This window comes from Psittacicella hinzii (assembly GCF_003585885.1).
Lineage (GTDB): Bacteria > Pseudomonadota > Gammaproteobacteria > Enterobacterales > Psittacicellaceae > Psittacicella.
Genome location: NZ_NRHC01000065.1, coordinates 1 through 18,584, shown reverse-complemented (window position 1 = coordinate 18,584; position 18,584 = coordinate 1). Strand labels below are relative to the sequence as shown.

9 protein-coding genes are annotated in these 18,584 nt (G+C 35.1%); 5 read left to right on the top strand and 4 right to left on the bottom strand.

Annotated features, from left to right (window positions below):
* From CKF54_RS05300 to CKF54_RS05280, 5 genes are all read left to right on the top strand, one after another.
* Positions 1–2,999 (top strand): S8 family serine peptidase (locus CKF54_RS05300; protein WP_119525322.1); only part of this gene is annotated, 2,999 nt, incomplete at its 5' end.
* Positions 3,000–5,350: 2,351 nt separating this feature from the next.
* Complete coding sequence (locus CKF54_RS05295) at positions 5,351–6,082, top strand: metal ABC transporter ATP-binding protein (protein ID WP_119525321.1); 732 nt, start codon at positions 5,351–5,353, stop codon at positions 6,080–6,082.
* A 10-nt stretch (positions 6,083–6,092) separates the two neighbouring features.
* The gene (locus CKF54_RS05290; RefSeq protein ID WP_119525320.1) at positions 6,093–7,181 is read left to right on the top strand and encodes a metal ABC transporter permease; all 1,089 of its coding nucleotides are present in this window, start codon (positions 6,093–6,095) and stop codon (positions 7,179–7,181) included.
* Position 7,182: 1 nt separating this feature from the next.
* Positions 7,183–8,061, top strand: coding sequence for a metal ABC transporter permease (locus CKF54_RS05285; protein ID WP_119525319.1), 879 nt, complete (start codon positions 7,183–7,185; stop codon positions 8,059–8,061).
* A gap of 199 nt (positions 8,062–8,260) precedes the next feature.
* Complete coding sequence (locus tag CKF54_RS05280; protein WP_119525318.1) at positions 8,261–9,157, top strand: LysR family transcriptional regulator; 897 nt, start codon at positions 8,261–8,263, stop codon at positions 9,155–9,157.
* Between the two features lie 411 nt (positions 9,158–9,568).
* On the opposite strand, the gene CKF54_RS08155 is transcribed toward CKF54_RS05280, so the two are convergent.
* The 4 genes from CKF54_RS08155 to CKF54_RS05265 form a co-directional block, all read right to left on the bottom strand.
* The gene (locus CKF54_RS08155; RefSeq protein WP_222987527.1) at positions 9,569–9,718 is read right to left on the bottom strand and encodes a hypothetical protein; all 150 of its coding nucleotides are present in this window, start codon (positions 9,716–9,718) and stop codon (positions 9,569–9,571) included.
* A gap of 2,456 nt (positions 9,719–12,174) precedes the next feature.
* Entirely contained in the window at positions 12,175–13,146 is a 972-nt protein-coding gene (pfkA, locus tag CKF54_RS05275; protein ID WP_119525323.1) for a 6-phosphofructokinase, read from the bottom strand.
* A gap of 832 nt (positions 13,147–13,978) precedes the next feature.
* Positions 13,979–15,625, bottom strand: coding sequence for an MFS transporter (locus CKF54_RS05270; protein WP_119525317.1), 1,647 nt, complete (start codon positions 15,623–15,625; stop codon positions 13,979–13,981).
* A 469-nt stretch (positions 15,626–16,094) separates the two neighbouring features.
* Positions 16,095–17,435: an MFS transporter gene (locus CKF54_RS05265; protein ID WP_119525316.1), complete on the bottom strand. Its 1,341-nt coding sequence runs from the start codon at positions 17,433–17,435 to the stop codon at positions 16,095–16,097.
* Positions 17,436–18,584: the final 1,149 nt, after the last annotated feature.

Genomic DNA, 18,584 nt, shown 5'->3' with positions numbered 1-18,584 from the left:
TGGTTATCGGGAATCCCTATGCTAAAGCTAGTAAACCAAAAATCATTACTATCTCGGTACTACAGGTATCACCATTTATTCGTAATCAGTTAGCAAACCATGCTCGCTTCTTGTATCCTCTTGATTTAGGTACTTATCCTTGGGAAACTTATAAAACCAATAATCCAAGGAACCTAGAAATTAACCAGATTCCTCAATTTTCACCTGGTTTAAACAAGTTATACAATGAAGACAAGAAGGCCATGCCTCTTGTTACTTTAGCAACCAATAACTTGAATGCTTATCAAGACTGGTTAACTTATCAAGAACTTTATCTAGGTAAAGCTAGAACTGATTTTGCTCAAGATGTTGCAGATCCATACAACAAGGGAGCACAGATTCAAGCAACTGATGATGTAGTGCAACTACTACAAACTCCAGCTGGTAAAGACAATGTTCTTTTAGTAGCAGGGGTAATTACAGATACTCAAAGTTACATCAAGAATCGTTTAAGCTGGATTTATAACCGTAAAGCCACAACTTCAACAGATACTGTTACAAGTAGACTTGACACTACGAACGCGTGGCAAGCTTATGCTTACCCTGGTATTGATGCTAAGAATAATGACTTCAGTGATCAAAATTTAAGAGACAAGAAAGTCTACGCTTCTACAATGGCATTAATGTGTGGAGTTGCCAAAGATGACTGTTTAGTAGCACCATATATCTTTACAGGTTACAACGGTGAGGATAATGCTCAAGAAATTCTTGGAGTGAGTTTCTCTACACCAACCGTAGCAGGTATTGGCGCCCTAGTAGCGCAACAATTCCCATGGATGACTGGAGCTAACTTAAAAACAGTTCTAAAAACAACTGCGTATGATCTAGGAGCTACTGGGGTTGATGAGAACTTTGGTTGGGGATTAGTAAATCTTGATACTGCAGTACGTGGACCTGGTGCTTTCTTAGATGGCACAACATTTGAAGCAGATCTGTCCTACCGTGCTGGATTAAATGATCAGTTCCCTGATTTCAATCCAAATCAGTATTACTTCTTGAATGACATCCAAGGTAATGGTAACCTAACTGTTTCTGGTGGAGCTAATGATTATCTCTATTTAGTTGGTAACCAAAGTTACACTGGGGTTACAACTGTAGACAGTGGTAACTTAGTTCTTGCTCGTGATCTTGGTATCCAAACTCCAGGAGTTATTCCAAGTGGCTATCATCGTGCTAAACATCAAACTCAACAAGTAAACGTTGGTCGTAATGGTAACTTATCGCTTTACAATGTCGAAGTAACTGCGGTTAACAACAGTGGAGTTTTAACTTCTTCTTACAGTAAAGTATCTAATCTAACTTTACAAGATAGTTCTTGGTTAGTTGTTGGCGTAAATGCAAAACAAGGTGTTGCTGGTGCTGATAGCTCTACTAGTTCAACTGGTTCTTCTAGCGCAATTGGATTAGTTGCAGGTTTAGAAACAACTACCGCTAAGTTAGCGGGGGTACTAACAGTTACTCCAGCAACAACTTACCAGCCTACTGGAGAGGGAGAAGTTGAGGCACTAACTTGGAGTAGCCGTAGTGGTACTTTTGCTGCTGTGGACTACTTAGGCAACAACTACTTTACTTTCTCCTCTGTTGAAGATCCTTATTCGAGTACAGGCTTTAAAGTTAAGTACCAAGTTAAATCAAGTACAGAAGTAGCACAAGGTTTAGCGAGCTCGGTAAGTCTATCATCAGCTGATACGAGCTTGTTATTAAGCGGTGCGAAAGTTGTAGACAGTTTCTTAACTAGTGTTGAAGTTCCTGAAGCTGTAGTAACTACAGAGGCAACTATCATTAATGACGCAAGTAGTAGTTTACAAAGTTTAACTACAGCTTACGCTGAGGCTAATGGTAATGAGCCAACGATTAACTTAACTACAGCTCAAGCTGAGCAAGCTTTAGGTGTTAGCTTAACTGCTGATGAAGAAAATTCTTCTTCGACTACAGTAAGTAGTGAAGCAACAACAAGTGTAAGTTCAACAGCAACTGCATTTGATTACGCAAGTCAAATTCAGCAGATGAATGCTCAACAATTAGCAACGCTTTACTACAATACAGCTGGTACAGTTTTTGCTAACTTACAGTTAGCTGTAACAAGTCAAGTACGTCAAGCGAACTTTGATTTTGCTAAAGTAGCAGGTGCACGTTACTTAACCTCAGACAATAGTATCAAAGCTTACTTAGATACAGGTCATACTTCGCAAGACTGGAACAATGGTAGTCAGTTCTTACGTGGTAACTTACAAACTAATAAAGTAGTTGCTGGGGTATACCAACAAGTAGCTGGTTATAACTGGGGTCTTGCTGCAGGTTACGCTAATAGCAAATGGCACGAAGACGCTTACGGTAAAGTAAAACAAGCAGGGGTTAACTTCCTCGTTGGTAAAGCCTTTACAAACTCTTGGTATAACTTAAGTTTCTTTGCTTCAAGCCAAAGATATGAAGTTGAGCGTAGTCTACTTAATAGCAATGATTTAAGTAGTAAATTTAACGCAACAACTCTAGGTTTAAGTTTACAAGCGGGTTACTTAGCACTAAATAGTGACAACTATGGAGTTGAGTTAAACGGTGGTTTAACTTTACAAAGAGAGCACCAATCTGCTTTCTCTGAAAAAGTTCATGAAGTTGCAAATGCCTATGGACAAGCTTTTGCTTTTAACGCAAAAGCACGTAGCCATACGCAAAGCTATCTCAACCTTGGAGTTAAAGGTTGGTACAACCTTAACTCTATGTTCAACTTATACTCAAGTTTAGATTTAGTACGTAAACTTGCAAGTAACAACTACCAACTTGAACTAGTAAACGGTGAGAAAACTGCTGTAGGCTTTAGTCAAAGTTTCTTAGCTGATTTAAAACTTGGTATGCAAGTTAAAATTAGCAAGAACTTTAGCATTGACCTTAATACTGGTTACCAAAAAGCTAAAGATTGGTCAGCAAAACAAGCAAACTTACGTTTTACTTTTGCTTTCTAAATCTAGAGGTTATTTATCTCTATAAATACAGAGGTTATTTATCTCTATAAATACAGAGGTTACTTATCTCTATAAATACAGAGGTTACTTATCTCTATAAGCACAGAGATTACTTACCTCTATAAGCACAGAGATTACTTACCTCTATAAGTACAGAGATTACTTATCTCTACAAAATTAACAAATCCATTAACTTATTTCTTAATTAGTTAGGGCAACGAGGCTTATCTCCACTAACTTGGGAATAAAAATTATTAAATTTTTTAAACCTATTTTGTATGAGGATAAGATCAGTTTATGGTTACTAAAACCATTTAAGTCTAATTTAAGTATAGGTTAAGAAAGGATAAAAAATAAGCTACGACTTTTTTGTCGTAGCTTATTTTTTATTAATAATCAATTGATTGCTAAAGAGATGCGGAGTTAAGAGGGGTTAGCTACTTGCAAGTCAATGTCATTTTGTGGTAAAGTAAGAATGGATAAATTCCAAGTATTGCCGAATTTTTTGTTTTTTTTGGTTTTATTTGTAGTTTATCAGTTAGCTAGAAGCAAATCATTGTAACCTATTTAACCTATAATTGTTTTCTAGTTAACAAGAATCAGATTTATTTGTTTGAACTTGCAGTTAAAGAGCTTAGTTTGTAGTTTGCACCTACTTCTAGGGGAATTAACTTGGAAGGAAATAAAGCTGATTATTCTTCCGCAATTTAGTCATAACTAAGTAGGTTTTTCGTATTTTTCTGTACTTAGCTTATCTAGATTGTTAGTATAGTAATAGTTTTAGGAATAAAACTACCTAATCAAGCAGTCAGAGCTCTTAGAATTCTACTACTCGATGAAAAAGAGGAATGAGTCGTATTTATTGCGAGCATGCCAACAAACGTCTATTTTAAGCAAATGTCTATTTCTCTCTATCTTAAGGTATCTTACTTTTAGTATCTTAAAGTATTTTTTGGTATCTTAGGTATCTTAGGTATCTTAGACAAATGTTTATTCTAGGCAACTTTTTACCAAAATTTCTAGCCTATATCTACTTTCATTGGTAAATATTTTTGCATCTCTCCAATATTACCCTCCATTCCAACCCGCAACTGTTTCCTAACGGTAATTTGAAAATACGGTGACATATAGAAGAAGTCATATATGGACGTCTAATTTTCAGATTACGCCCAAATTTTTTCCTTTCTTTTATCACCAAAAAATTAGCTTTTTTATATTATTTTTACTCCCGCAAAGAATACTTTGTTGTTTTTATCCTGTTTCACTCTCTTTTTCTACTTTTGTTATTGTTTATTTAAGGGTAGGGTAAAGAAAACATTTTATTCGATGCAACTAATCGCTAGAGGTTAACTTTGTAAAAGTTAGTTGGTATTTTGCGATTTACTTTGTAATGTTATGGGCAATACTTCCTTACTACGAGTAATCGGTTACTAGTAGTCTGTTAGAGCAGAGTATTTGCTGTATGGATTTATTGTTTGTTAAGTGTAAAAATCCAATAACAACTAACAAATAACAAACGAGAAAATCTTGTTACAAAGTAGAGTTAGAGCATATAGCAAGTTGGTTATTTTGGTTTACCCCAGCAAGAGATCATAAATTTTTATTTTTACTTTCTTAGTTTGTCTTTTAGAACTCCTTGGGTTTCTAGGCTTAGTTTTTCTACGCTTGGGCTTCCTAGGTTTAGTCTTCTATACTTAGTCTTTCCTAGCTTGGTTTTTCTAAGTTTAGTCTTCCTAAGTTTAGTTTTCTTTGAGATAGACAGTAAACTTTGCGTTAAGCAGTTTGTGTAACTTGTCTCTCCTGATGTGAAATGAGTATATTTTTCGACTTAAGACAATTGCACCTGCTTAGCTTAGAGTAAAGAGAATTGAGAATAAAAATTTTCAGCTAATAAGCAAGAAGCCAATATTAATCCTCAATTAATATTTACGTTGCTTATTTCGTTCTTCTGTTGGTCTTTTGCGCATAAACTACAAGTGCAAATGTCACTCTAATTTTGTGTTAATCTTTGCTCTTAGTTTAGAACGGGTAAACCTATAGTCACTATGAACTTGGCTTTTACATTTCTTTTTAGATTAATTCGAGTTTGATAACTCTGTTGGGAGTAAAAAATAGTCTTGTGCTTTTATAGATAGTCTTGGGATTTTGTCATTAGTTTTAGGCTTTTGTCATGAGCTTTGTTTTGTTTCTCATTCATTTGAGCTTGAAGCAAATGCTTTTATTACAAGACGTGTTACAAGACGTGGTTTATAGAGTTGGTGTGTCACCTTTACTGCTAGTTAGACTCTTGTCGAGCAAATTTTTTGTTTGGAAGTAGAATTCAGACTCTGTTTTTGCGGAGTGTTTTTGCTATGAATTATGCAATTGCTGTTAAGGATCTTAATCTAATTTATCCTAATGGACATCAGGCGCTAATAGACGTAAATTTTAACCTAGAGGCAGGTTCAGTATGCGCTTTAATTGGCATGAATGGCTCTGGGAAATCTACGCTATTTAAATCAATTTTGAATTTAGAAAAAGTGACTACAGGAAAAATTTTATTAGAGGGTGTGCCTGTAGCTCAAGCTATTAAACAAAACCTAATTGCTTACGTTCCTCAAGCAGATGCAATTGATTACGACTTCCCGATTAGTGTCTATGAAGTTATTATGCAAGGGCGTTATGCCAAAATGAACTTCATGCGTCGCGCAAGTCAGCGCGATAAGGAAGTTGTGCAAGCTGTAGCTGCTCGTATGCAAATTGAACCCCTGCTTAAACGCCAAATTGGCGAGCTGTCCGGAGGACAGAAAAAACGCGTGTTTATCGCTCGTGCTTTAGCCCAAGAAGCTTCGGTAATCTTGCTTGATGAACCTTTTACTGGGGTTGATATCAAAACCGAAAACCAAATTATTGCTTTATTACCAGAGCTCGCTAGAGAGGGTAAAACTATCTTAATCTCAACGCACAATCTAGAGCGTGTGCCTGAGTATTGTGATAAAACCCTTCTCCTCTATCGCACCGTTTTAAAATTCGGAGCAACTGCTGAAGTATTTACACCGGCAAATATTGAAGCAACTTTTAATCCAGCGGTGTTAAAGAACTAGGAGGCAAGTGATGACAGAGTTATTCACGACGTTTATCCTAGAACCTTTACAGTACCAATTTATGGTGAACTCTTTACTGGGAGTAATCTTTATTTGCTTTGCCTGTGGCATAGTTTCACCATTTTTAATTTTAAAAGGTTGGTCACTGTTTGGAGATGCTTTATCGCATGCGGTGTTACCAGGAATAATTATTGCGATCTTTTTTGATTTTAATGTGGCAATAGGGATCTTTGCTATGTCATTAATTGTTACTTTAGTAATAAATTACTTTCGTAACAATACACATTTTCATGAGCAAACAACCTTGGCGTATGTAACTAGCTCATTTATGGGAATAGGTTTTTTACTCTACTATCTTCATCCACCTGGTATCCGTATTAATGAGATTCTTTTTGGGAAGTTAGTGGGGTTAACTACAGCTAATGTTATAGGTCTGGGGGTTATTGCTTTCTTGATCTTATTAATTATCCTAACCTGTTGGCGAACTATTGCCCTTATTTTCTTTGATCGTGTTTTTGCACAAATTATTGGCTTAAAAGTAAAAATCTTTGAATATGTTTTTTATATTTTAATTGCCATTACAATTATGAGTTCACTGCGTTCTGTTGGTACGTTACTAGTGGTGTCCTTGATTATTATTCCAGGATCAATAGCTTACATTCTGACGTCAAACTTAGTAAAAATGTTATGGATCTCAAGTCTGTTTAGTGTAGTCTTTGGAGTAATAGGTTTATTTATTTCTTACCACTATCACCTGACAACTGGGGCAACCATTATTACTTTACAGTTTGCTCTGTTCTTACTGGTGTTCTTTGGACAGTATTTTAAACGTCGTTTAGAGCTTCGTAGTAAAGCTAAGCGTTTAAAACAGCAACGTCAACATAAAGGACAAAATCAGTTTAAAGAACAAAGTCACCTTAAAGAACAAAGCAAGTTCAAAAGGCAAGAAGTAAAACCACAAACTGCGAAGTTAGAGGCGACTAGGTCAGATTTGACTAAGTTAGATGTAACTAAGTCGGATAATACTAAGCTATCTGCCACTCAGTCAGGAACTACGCCGTTAGCTTCAACTAAGTTATCTAGAGAGGAGGAAAAATAAAATGTTAGAGTTTATCTATGACAATTTTCTTGATCCTCTCAATTACGAGTTTTACCGCATAGCCATTATTACCAGTATTCTAGTTTCCTTTTCTACGGCTATAGTTTCAGTAGTTGTGGTTAATAAAAACTGGGCAATGCTGGGAATGGGGTTGTCAAATTCGGTTTTCCCTGGGGTAGTGCTAGGTTCATTAATACATATTCCTATAGCCATGACCATAGGAGCTTTTTCCAGTGGTTTACTCTGCTTTTACTTAACCAACTTTATTTTGGCACATTCTAAGTTAAAAACCGATGCTGCTTTGGGAATGTGTTATTCTTGCTTTTTTGCAGTGGGACTCTTGTTGTTAAGTTTTATAAAAACAGAATCGCATATAACGCATATTCTGTTTGGGAATTTGCTGGGAGTTGAGGAAAGTGATTACTATGAATTACTTATTATTAGTGTTGTAGTTTTAGTATTTGTTGTTTTTAGATTTAGGGATATAGTACTGTTCACTTTTGATGAACTGCAATTTAAAATCCTTGGTTTAAACTTCCAACGCTTTCACAACTACATGTTGGTAATTCTAACGTTAACTATTATTGCTTCTCTGCAAGCAATTGGGATCTTATTAACCATCTCTTACTTAGTATTACCAGCAGTTACGGCACAGCTTATTAGTAAAAAGCTAGGACACGTGTTTGCCATTGGGATAATAACTAATCTAATATCGAGCTATGCAGGATTAAGTTTAAGTTATATCCTCAATATAGCTACCGGTCCTTCGATTGTGGTAATGCAAACGATATTTTTCTTATTAGCGTTTGTTTATCGTCGTCTACGTAACTGGCAAATTCGTCGCAGTGCAGTAACAGCTAAGAAAGTAAAACTTTCTTAGTAAGAGCTTTAGAATATTAAAGGTTCAAGTACAAACTTACCTAGGAATGTTTTAACCTAGGACAAGTTTACTACCGTAAAAGAGGTCGTAACGTTAAAGCGTTCGCCTCTTTTTTTATTGTTTGTTTGCAGGACAAGCTAAAACAATTAACCCGAGTATGGTAAGATAAGAAAAAAGAGTTAACCAACAGTATATCCTCATGTCAAAGAACTATAATGATCTTTATCTTTACTTAGTTGTAGTTGAAAGTGCTAGCTTTACTAAAGCTGCGCGCACGTTAAACTTAACAACTTCAGCAGTATCTCACGCTATTACTAATTTGGAAAAGCGCTTAAATACCAAACTCCTCAATCGTACAACTCGCAGTGTTTCTTGTACCCAACCTGGACAACAGTTATACGAACGCTTAAAACCTCTTTACGAAGGTATTAGTCAAGAAATTGAAGCTCTCAATGATTTCAGTAATGAAGTTATGGGCGTAGTACGCTTCAATGCTTCTGAAAATGTTTGTAAGCATTACATTTACCCTAGATTAAAAGAATACATTGCTGCTAATCCTCGTCTTTCCGTAGAGTTTTGTTCGGATCTAAGCTTTATTGATATAGTTGCTCAAGGTTTTGATTTTGGGGTACGCTTGGGTGATGACTTAGATCAAGATATGGTTGGGGTGCAAATTTCACCTCCAGTAAAAATGGCATTTGTTTGCTCTCCAGAATACATTGCTAAATTCGGGGAGGTTAAAGACATCAAGGATTTACAGAACCATCGTCTTGGTACAGGACTAATTAACAAATCTCACTACATTCTTAACTGGGAGTTCTTTGATCAAGGACGCATTGTTCGCCCAAATCTCAATTACCAAATGCAAACTAACAGCGTCTATTTATTAAAAGAAGCAGCCTTAGCCGGACAAGTTATTATTTGGGGACTTGCAGAAGAGTATGCTAAAGAAATAGCAGAGGGTAAGCTGGTTGAAGTACTTGCTGAATATGCTCCAACTTATGATCCTCTGTATCTTTACTTTAGTCAAAACCGTCATAAGACAAGAGCAATGGAAGATATAATTAATCTACTGCGCTATAAAGAGAGTAAATAAACTAATAGGTAGGTTAGGCGATAAACTCATTAAGTTCTACCAGAGTCATCTTACAATACTTAGCTAAGTAGCTAAGGAAGAACAAAAAAGTAAAACCAAGAAAACCTCTAGGTGTGTAGCCTAGAGGTTTATTTGATTTTGTGGGGTAACCTCATATCTAGAAGAGAAGTAAGATATTAGTGGATTTTGTAATAATTTATCCCCACAAAATGAGGCTATGTAACTTTAAACAATTAGGCTTATTTTGTGGGGATATGACTTTTTAAGCTAAAAGTAAACCTGTTCTTACTTTTAGCAATATGTTGATAGAGGTAGATAAAATAGATAAATTGATAGTTGCATCAATATACTACGTAACTCTTTGTCAGCAAGAGGCTATCAAAGTCAAAGTATTTAGTTATTTCTTAGATACTAAGACACAAGTCTAATAAGCAGTTCTAAACCAAACTTAAGAGCTTCTAACACAGTTTGAATAACTACTAATACGCCTATAGCCATAAGTAATTTTTCAATAGTAGCTTTTTTTTCTACGTAATTAATAAATTTTTTTAGTTTATTCATTTTTGACCTCCTATCTCGATTTAACTAATTCTACAATTCACCAAATTAAATTGATTGATTTACCATGTGGATAAAGTTAACTTACTTTATCCTCTTACATTATTAATGATACACTAGTAAAAATTAAAATTTATAAAAAACAACATTATAAGATGGTCGTAGAAGGAGATTTTAGATAGAAATGTCTATCAAGATTTTAATTTTTGAGATGTCCTCTATTGTAAAAGGGAGTGGTTTAAGAAGGAGATAACTTCGCTGGATTTGTAATTTGGTAGAAAGTCCTTAATAGTTGTGTGGTTTTTTATAAAAGTAACATACTTTTGGCTATTAAGTGCATTGAGGATTTAGCTTATTTCGGTCTTCCGTTTTGTTTTTAAGCGGGGATAAGTTTTTACTGTCACATAACTTTGCTAAGGGGTTATACACGAGTTACTCAATATACTCAATAAAAAAACAAGGGATCTCTAACAAAGAGATCCCCTGTGACATTAAATCGGAGGTCATGGAAATTAACTTAACCTTATGTGAGTTATGGTTAAATTAACAATATGAACTCCTCCCTAATTATTTGTAAAAACTTATTATAAATATAATCATGCTGTACATTTTATTATACCTCTAAAGATATTAAGTATTTAGAGATTAATTATTTCGTTCTTCCTTTATTTACTTGAGAGAACGTAGAGTGTAACAATAAATATTTTGCTATGAGGATGGTTTTGAGGCATTGTCTAGCAAAGTTAGGATTGATAGCCATTTTCCTTATGGTTTTTATAAACAGAAATAGGATTAAATGCTTACTAAATATATGGTTATTAGTTCATTTGATTACTAATTGTAGAAATTAGTGACACGTTTTTAAATGTAAGCCTAGGCCATTATATCAATATAAGTCATCGCGATTGTGTGGTAAATCATAGAGCTATAAGGTAAAGAGAAAGCGGGTATACTTTAATATTGCATTCCAAGATTTCGTCTTTGATCTTTCTTTAGTTTTTAAGGGGGGATAAGTTTTTACAGCCATAAACCTTTCTAAGGTGTTGTGTTACTCACGACTAAATACAAAACAAGGGATCTCTAATGAAGAGATCCCTTGTGAAATTAAATCGGAGGTCATAGATATCAACTTAACCTTATGTGAGTTTTGGTTAAATTACAATATGAACTCCTCCTTAATACTAAAGAAATATAAAAAAATTTGATAGACTTTATATTAAAAGCTTTGATTTAATTATACATTAATTAGAAAGTAGTAACATGATTTTTAATGCAATTTATTACATTCTCCACCGTTTTTTGTGAAGCAAAGCGTAGAGTTATCGTAAAGCTATAAGACAAAAGATAAAACTAATATTTTATTAGTTAGCAGTAAAGGCTAGATTATTGGTTGAGGGGATAATATGAATAGGTATTGGAGATAATGGAATACTTAAAGTGGGGATAAGTATAAGGCAACTAGCAATTTCCTAGAATTTTTGACGTGAATAATTTGTCTTTCTTTTCGTTTTTTCTCTAACTTATTGTGCACTAAGCATGTGCATGTGCATGTGTACTGTGCATGTGTAACCTAAATTGCGGTGATCTTTATACACTACAAAAAACAAAGCAATTTAATTTTCAATATCTTAAATAAGAAAAATAACTTTTATTTAAGGTAGTAGTGTATAAAAATTTATACACTACTTTATGAAAAATTAACCTGCTATAGAAATAGCATTCGATTATAAAATCGCATTGTTAGATAAGAACTTATACTTGAATGTTAGCAAGTTACAGCTGCAAAATTAACAATTTTGCACTGTTATAATAGTGGTTAAGGTCTGTAGTGTATAAAAAGCACCGCAAATTAGGGTGTAATGTGTTGTATGACAAAATTTAGGCATAAAAAAATCTCAGCTGTTGCTGAGTTACATCTTTAACTTAAAAGCATTGCTTTTAAGTTTACTATTTTGTTGTTTGTTTTGTTGTTTTGGGTATTTATTAGAAGAAGTATGAAAGCCGAACGGGCGTAGCCAATGTTCAATGAGAACCAAAAATAAAAGTAGACCACATATAACAGCTACTTGGGCTTCTCACACTATAGACTACTGTGATCGAAATCAGGGAGTAAAGATCCAGGGAGTGCAAGCATGCACGTAGGATTGACAGTGACATGGTCAAGAGTAAAAGTATAGCCTCTGGGAATCGTTGGTTCACGCTCCGTCCAGTCTTTCTATACCTCCATTATACTAGGTTAAGGGGATATTTGCAAGGGCTTAAGACCTTTAGTTTTGATTAGTTTTCTTTTTAAGTTTTTGTTTAGTTTTTAAGAAGAGCTCCTAGCACTGACGCTAGGAGCTCTTCTTTAGTTGTTGTTAAAATTTAATTAGTTAGATTTAGTTTTATCTAGTTTGACCTAGATGTTTTTCCTAAAGCTAACTAAGGTTTTAACTTGTTTAGTAGTGTAAACTTTTTAATTAGTACACTTTTTTCGCTACTTCATATAATGAATCAGGGAATTCGTGTTTTTGGTTATTCATAGCATCAACGATATCGTGATGAACTAGTTTGTTGTTACGAATACCAACACAACGACCTTTTTCACCTGCAAGAAGTAGGTCTACTGCGTATACACCCATGCGAGTAGCTAAAATACGGTCCGAAGCTACTGGACTACCACCACGTTGGATGTGTCCTAAAATTGTAGCACGTGTTTCACGACCTGTACTTTCTTCTACGTCTTTTGCTAATTGTTGTACGTTCACAGTATGCTCTGCAACTACAACTAAGCAGTGGCGTTTACCTTCAGCAGTAGAGCGTTTAATGCTATCAACAAGATCCTCAAATGACCAATCGCGTTCAGGAACGATTAGGTATTGACCACCACCAGCGATCGCTGAGTAAACAGCTAAATCACCACAGTGACGACCCATTACTTCGATAATTGAAACACGGCTGTGTGATGAAGAAGTATCACGTAAGCGGTCAATTGAGTCAATCGCAGTTTCTAATGCAGTGTAGAAACCAATAGTGTAATCCGTGCCTGGAATATCGTTATCGATAGTACCTGGTAAACCAATACATGGGAAGTTTAATTCATCAGTAATTAACTTAGCCCCAGTGTATGAACCGTCACCACCAATTACGATAAGAGCTTGGATACCACGACGTTTTAAGTTTTCTACAGCATGAGCACGATTTTCAGGTTGTTTAAATTCTGGGAAACGAGATGAACCAAGGATTGTGCCCCCACGCTCAAGAATAAAAGCTACCGAGCGTGAATCTAATTCGTAAAGGTCATCATGGTATAAACCATAGTAACCGTCACGTACACCAAAAACTTGGATGCCCATTGAGCGAGCGTAACGAGTAACAGCACGGATAGCTGCGTTCATCCCTGGTGCATCACCACCTGAAGTTAGGATGGCAATTCTTTCAATTTTTTCCATAGTATTTAAACCCATATAATAAGAAGGTTTGCCTAATTAACAAAGGAGCTCTCGGAAAGCGTAGATAGACGTTAATTAAGACAAAAAACTCTCAATTTGAACTGTAAAGATCTTTGCCTATTATACAATAGGCACATTAAAATTTGGCGTAAATCTTTATTTTTCCCTAGACTAAAGGAGTTTAAGTTGTTGCTATTTTTTCTTGAGTAATCTTCTAAGAAAAAGGAAGAGCGAGATAACTTTAGTTAGCAAATCTTGCCAATAAGAGCAGCAAGTAAAAGTAAAAAGGACCGGCATGCTTTTGATTTAGCCTTTTACTTCCTCTCTGGCCTAACCTTTTACTTACCATTTGAGGGATAGTAATGATGAACTTGAGGTAAGCAAGAGAAGCTAAAACGGTATGCTTATTTTGTAGTAAATAGTTGTTTATCCGGAGAAAAAAATTTACCAGCTTGTTCACTGTGCTTGTTGTTCTTAGAAAAAATAGCATGAGCAAACCGAAGCAAAATGGAAGAGCAAGCTGTGAGCAGCAAGGTAGAAACTGGTAATTAACCTACTTATTTCTGTGTTACCTCTGCGCTACCTTTTGCATTATATTTATGTTCTTTCTAAAGTGCTTGAGCGTCTTCTAGTTAACTAAGAAGAGGAAAAATTAGCACAGATTATAGTGCTATCAAGAGGCATAAAAAAAGGAAATACCCGAGTGTTTAACCGGGTATTTCCTGTAAAAAGTACTCTATGCTAAGTTAGAGTAAAAGTAATTTGTTTAGAGTGTAAACTTTACACTGTTTAGAGTGTAAACTTTACATTGTTTAATTATTTCGTTCTTCTCTTACTTGCCTGTTGCAGTTGTACGATCTTGTGGACGGTAGATAGCACAATAAGTCACAATTAGCAGAGCACAGATAATAATGATAATGGCATTAGTGTAGAGTAACGTAGCACCTTGATGACGATCTAAGTGAGAAATCCATGCTACTACAGAACCCGCAAAGATTAGACGACTTGCTGTCAGTAAAGAGTTAGCTGTCCCTACCATGTTGATATAGTCCAGTAAGAAGATTGTAATCAAGTTACCATTTAAGAAACCGTTAAAGATTAGGTTCGCAAAAAGTGCAATCATAATCCCAGGTACACTTAAAAAGTAGAAACAAACTACAAAGTTAACTACTGTAAATAGAGCTTGGAAGATAGCGCCATTACGCCAAATGATTGCTGGATTTTTACCCTTGCTAATTAGACGTTGGTTAATTTGCACTCCAAGAGAAATTGAAACTAAGTTAACTAACAGACAGTAACCATATAAATGTGGACTAATGTGATAGTCATACATGTAAATAGCTGGCAGTAATGTTGGAAAACTCACGATGGTAATCGTATAGAGTGAGTTAATTAACATTAACAGTAAGCTGTTTGGCGTACTTAAAATAAAAGCGTAGTTACTTAGGATAGATTTTATTTTAAAAGGTTGAACTTTTTTAGGATCAATGGTCTCTGGGACAAAGAACATAAAGAGAGCAAAGGCAAGGATCAGTAAGCCAGAGATGGCAATAAAGATCATATGCCAACCTGCGGTAATATAAATCCAACCACCAATTACCGGAGCAACTACTGGAGCAAAGAGGAAAATGGTAACTATCCAAGAGTCGTATTGTATGTATTTACGTGGTGAGAAAATATCACGTAACATTACTAGTGGAGAGATTGAAAGTCCAGTAAATACCATGCCTTGGAGGATACGAATACTTTGTAATTCGGCAAAAGTACTTGCAAAGATTAGCCAAGTATTTACTGCAACTCCAGCAAAAGCGCAGATAATAATTACAGTTTTACGTCCGAAACGATCCATAAATGGACCCCAGAATAACTGCCCAATCCCCATACCAATCGTATAGTAAGCAATAATTTGCTGGATATGACCAACTGTAGTATTAAAATCTTCCGCAATTGCATTAATCGCCGGCGAGAAAGAGTTGTTTGCTAACCCTGAAAAGAATGTTAAAAACGCCATTAAGGCAATAAGGTAAACCGTTTTAGGTACCTTAGCTTGCAATTCTTGTTGATGAGGAGTTAAGTCATCAAAGTTAACTTTACCCCCACGATCAGCTTTGGAGGTTTTGCTAGTTTTGCCTTCAATGCTTGCTTTATCGTCAATGTTGACTTTACCGTCATTGTTAGCTTTACTTGTTGTATTAGGAGAATTTGTTTGGCTTAAAATCTCAGCATGGTTAGACGAATTAGTTGCTGATGATTTAGTGGTAGTTGTGCTCGTTGTACTTTTAGATGAAGGCTCTTCTTGTATATCTATATCAGTAGTTGAGCTAGAGGTTTGCATACCTGCAGATTCTTCGCTAGCAATGGTACGAGTTACATGCTGGGCAATTTCTTCAGGGTGATGTTCACCCTCCAAGGCATTGAGTTGTTCATTAGTTTTAGCTTGCTCTGCAGCTGTGGGGATGGTGTTATTTTTGTCTGTCATAACAGAGAGTTAGAATGTAATTCGATAGGATCGTAAGTAATAAAAAAGGGTAGTAAGTAATAAAAATTTAGTTGTCTTATTATAGCAAATATAGCCAAAGGAGAAGTTAACCTCTCCTTACTCATCAGCTTAAATTTATCCTCTTTGACTTATCTTCTTTGACTTATATTTTCCAAACTACTTTTTCGATTTAGCCTAGTAGTTCTTACTCCTAGCAAACGGAGAATGTAAAAAACTCCAAGATAAGCATGCTTATCCTGGAGTTCAAAGTAAGAAAAATTTTGTTTACAAGCTTAGCTTGAGTTTGCTTGGTAAAACTATTTTTGGGCATAGAAAACTATCTTTGCTTGTACCAAGCTGTCTTTGTCCTTAACAAGTTATACTTGTTTTCTTTGCTTGTTTTATAGGCCTGCTAGCTCTGCAGGTTCTGCAGGCTTTACTTGTTTGTGTGCATTACTTGCAATAAACACTACTCTTCGCTACAGTTATTTGCAAAGTACTCTGAAGTTTGCATTACACGCACATGCGGTTTAAAGCGCTTGAAGTAGACTGCGGTTAAAATGGTAGTTATGATAATGGTTACTGCATTAATAACCAGTAAAGTCACACCATTAAAACTTGGAATGTGTGCTAGTAAAGCTACAGCTATCCCAGCAAAGCAAAGACGAGTTGAAACAAATACTGAACTTGCAGTTCCTAACATGTTGTTGTAATCAAGAAAGAAAATACAAGTCATATTGCCAATGACAAACGAAGTAAAAAATACTGTGATTGCCAAGGCAACTACCAAGCTAGCCAAAGTTATCCCACTAAAGATAACGTAAAAACTTATTAAAGTACTTAGCGATTGTAAGATTAAAGCTCCTAACCAAATTTTAGCAGGGTTGTACCCACGCTTTAATAAAGAGGCATTGAGCTGTAAACCAAAAACCATGGCAAGGGTATTAATTAGTACCAAGTAAGCAAAGTTTGCTGGTGATACATGATAGTCAACTATGTAAACCATAGGTAGCATAGTTGGCATAATTACTGTAGAAATGGTAAAGATACAGTTAATTACCACTAACCAAAGAGAGCGTTGGTTTTTACAAACGCTGAGGTATTTTTGTCCAATTTCTTTGACAACTAGAGGTTGTTTTTTAGCAGGATCTAAAGTCTCTGGGATTGCTTCGCTAAAGCAAATTAAGACAATTAGGATGACAATTGACAGAATACCAAATATAGCATGCCAACCTAGGTACAGGTAGATCCAAGCACCTACTAGTGGGGCAATTACCGGAGTAAAAACAAAGAGACTCGAAAGGATCGAGTTGTAAATGGCGTATTGTTTTGCCGAGTAACAATCACGAATGATAATACTCGGAATAACACCTAAACCTGAAAAGAATATTCCCTGAAGTAAACGAATAATCACGAGTTCGTAGTAACTAGAGGCATTCATTAAAAAGAGATTTAATGCAATTCCGCTGTAACCACAAATGAGGATAACAAGTTTACGCCCCCATCTATCCATAATTGGCCCCCAAAATAATTGCGCGAGTCCATTACCAATGGTAAACAAGGAAATAATTGCGGTAATAGCTGCTACTGATACTTGAAAATCATACGCCATTGCCTCAATTGCTGGAGCAAAACTGTTATTTACAAAACCTGCAAACATGCAGATAAAGTACATTAACGTAAAAAACCAAAATTTCTTTGGCAGTTTAGTTTGGAGTTCTTGTTGGAAAGAACTAACTTCTTCGTATCCTACTTTACCCGGATCAAATGATTGTTCTTCAGCTGAAGAAACTGATGAAGATTTGGTCATAAATGTAAGATGTTCGAGATTAAAAAATTTTTTAACACGAGTACATTTTACTATAGCTTAGTAAGTTATAGGGAAAAATAACGAGGAAAACTAATAAAACTTTAGAAGTTTTCTAAGAAAATGGCAAAGTAAGACAGTTAGAGTGGGAATTTGGAATTATTGTTTAAGGCTTGATCCTATCTGTTATTGCTGCAGTTCCATTTTAAAAGTCACGCAATTCTAAAAATAGCTAAGTAATTACTTAATTATTTTCGCCTAAATATCAATGATTAGAGTTAGCAGGTAAAAACTTTTTGTAATTTTTATTTGAATTTTTAAAATTAGCCCCCTATAACTTAAGTAACAAACAAAGCAATAAAACAAAATAAAAACTTACTAGTTAGGCAACTAATTAGCAAACGTAGAAATAGAACAACATTTTTAATCTAGTCACACACTTGTAAACATAAACAACACAAAACAGCTTTATAGCTGAACAACAATTAATAAAAAACAACAACGTAAATAAACACAACAACCCCTAATAACCCGAACTAAAGGCAAATATCCCAAACTTAAGTTAACTTTGGCAAAAGCAAGCATAAGCTATTTGCTAAACAGCTTAAGCTAAATCAAGATAACAAAAGCGTAAGTAACACAACCCTATAGTTATCTGTTTTCTTCTTACTGCAGGGATGCAGCAAGGTAAGATTACTTTGAGCCAACTGATTAAATTTACTTCCAGTAAAAAATTTAAATTGGAGCTAAGTGCAAAAGTAAATTGGAAATTTGGGAATTGTCAAAACAAGTTAAAAAGATTTTTAAAGTAAGCTAAGTAAATATAAAGTAACAACTTAATCCTAAACAACAAATTACAAACAACATTAAAGAGTTTGAAACAACACAAGCTTTGGAGATAACGTAAAAAATTAAAAATTCATAATTACCCTAGTTAGTAAATAGTTATATATAAAAAACAAAACATTAGTAAAGTGATTTAGTTCGGTTCGCACCGAACTTTTTTGTTGCCTAAATTTTGCTTTAGGTTGGTTTCAGCTCTTCTTTGAGCGTTTCTATTCTTCTTTAAGGGATTATATTCTTCGTTGAGGGATTCTATTCTTGCTTGTGTTTGGAGTTGATAGGGGGGTAAATCCTATTTTCCCGTTTTCT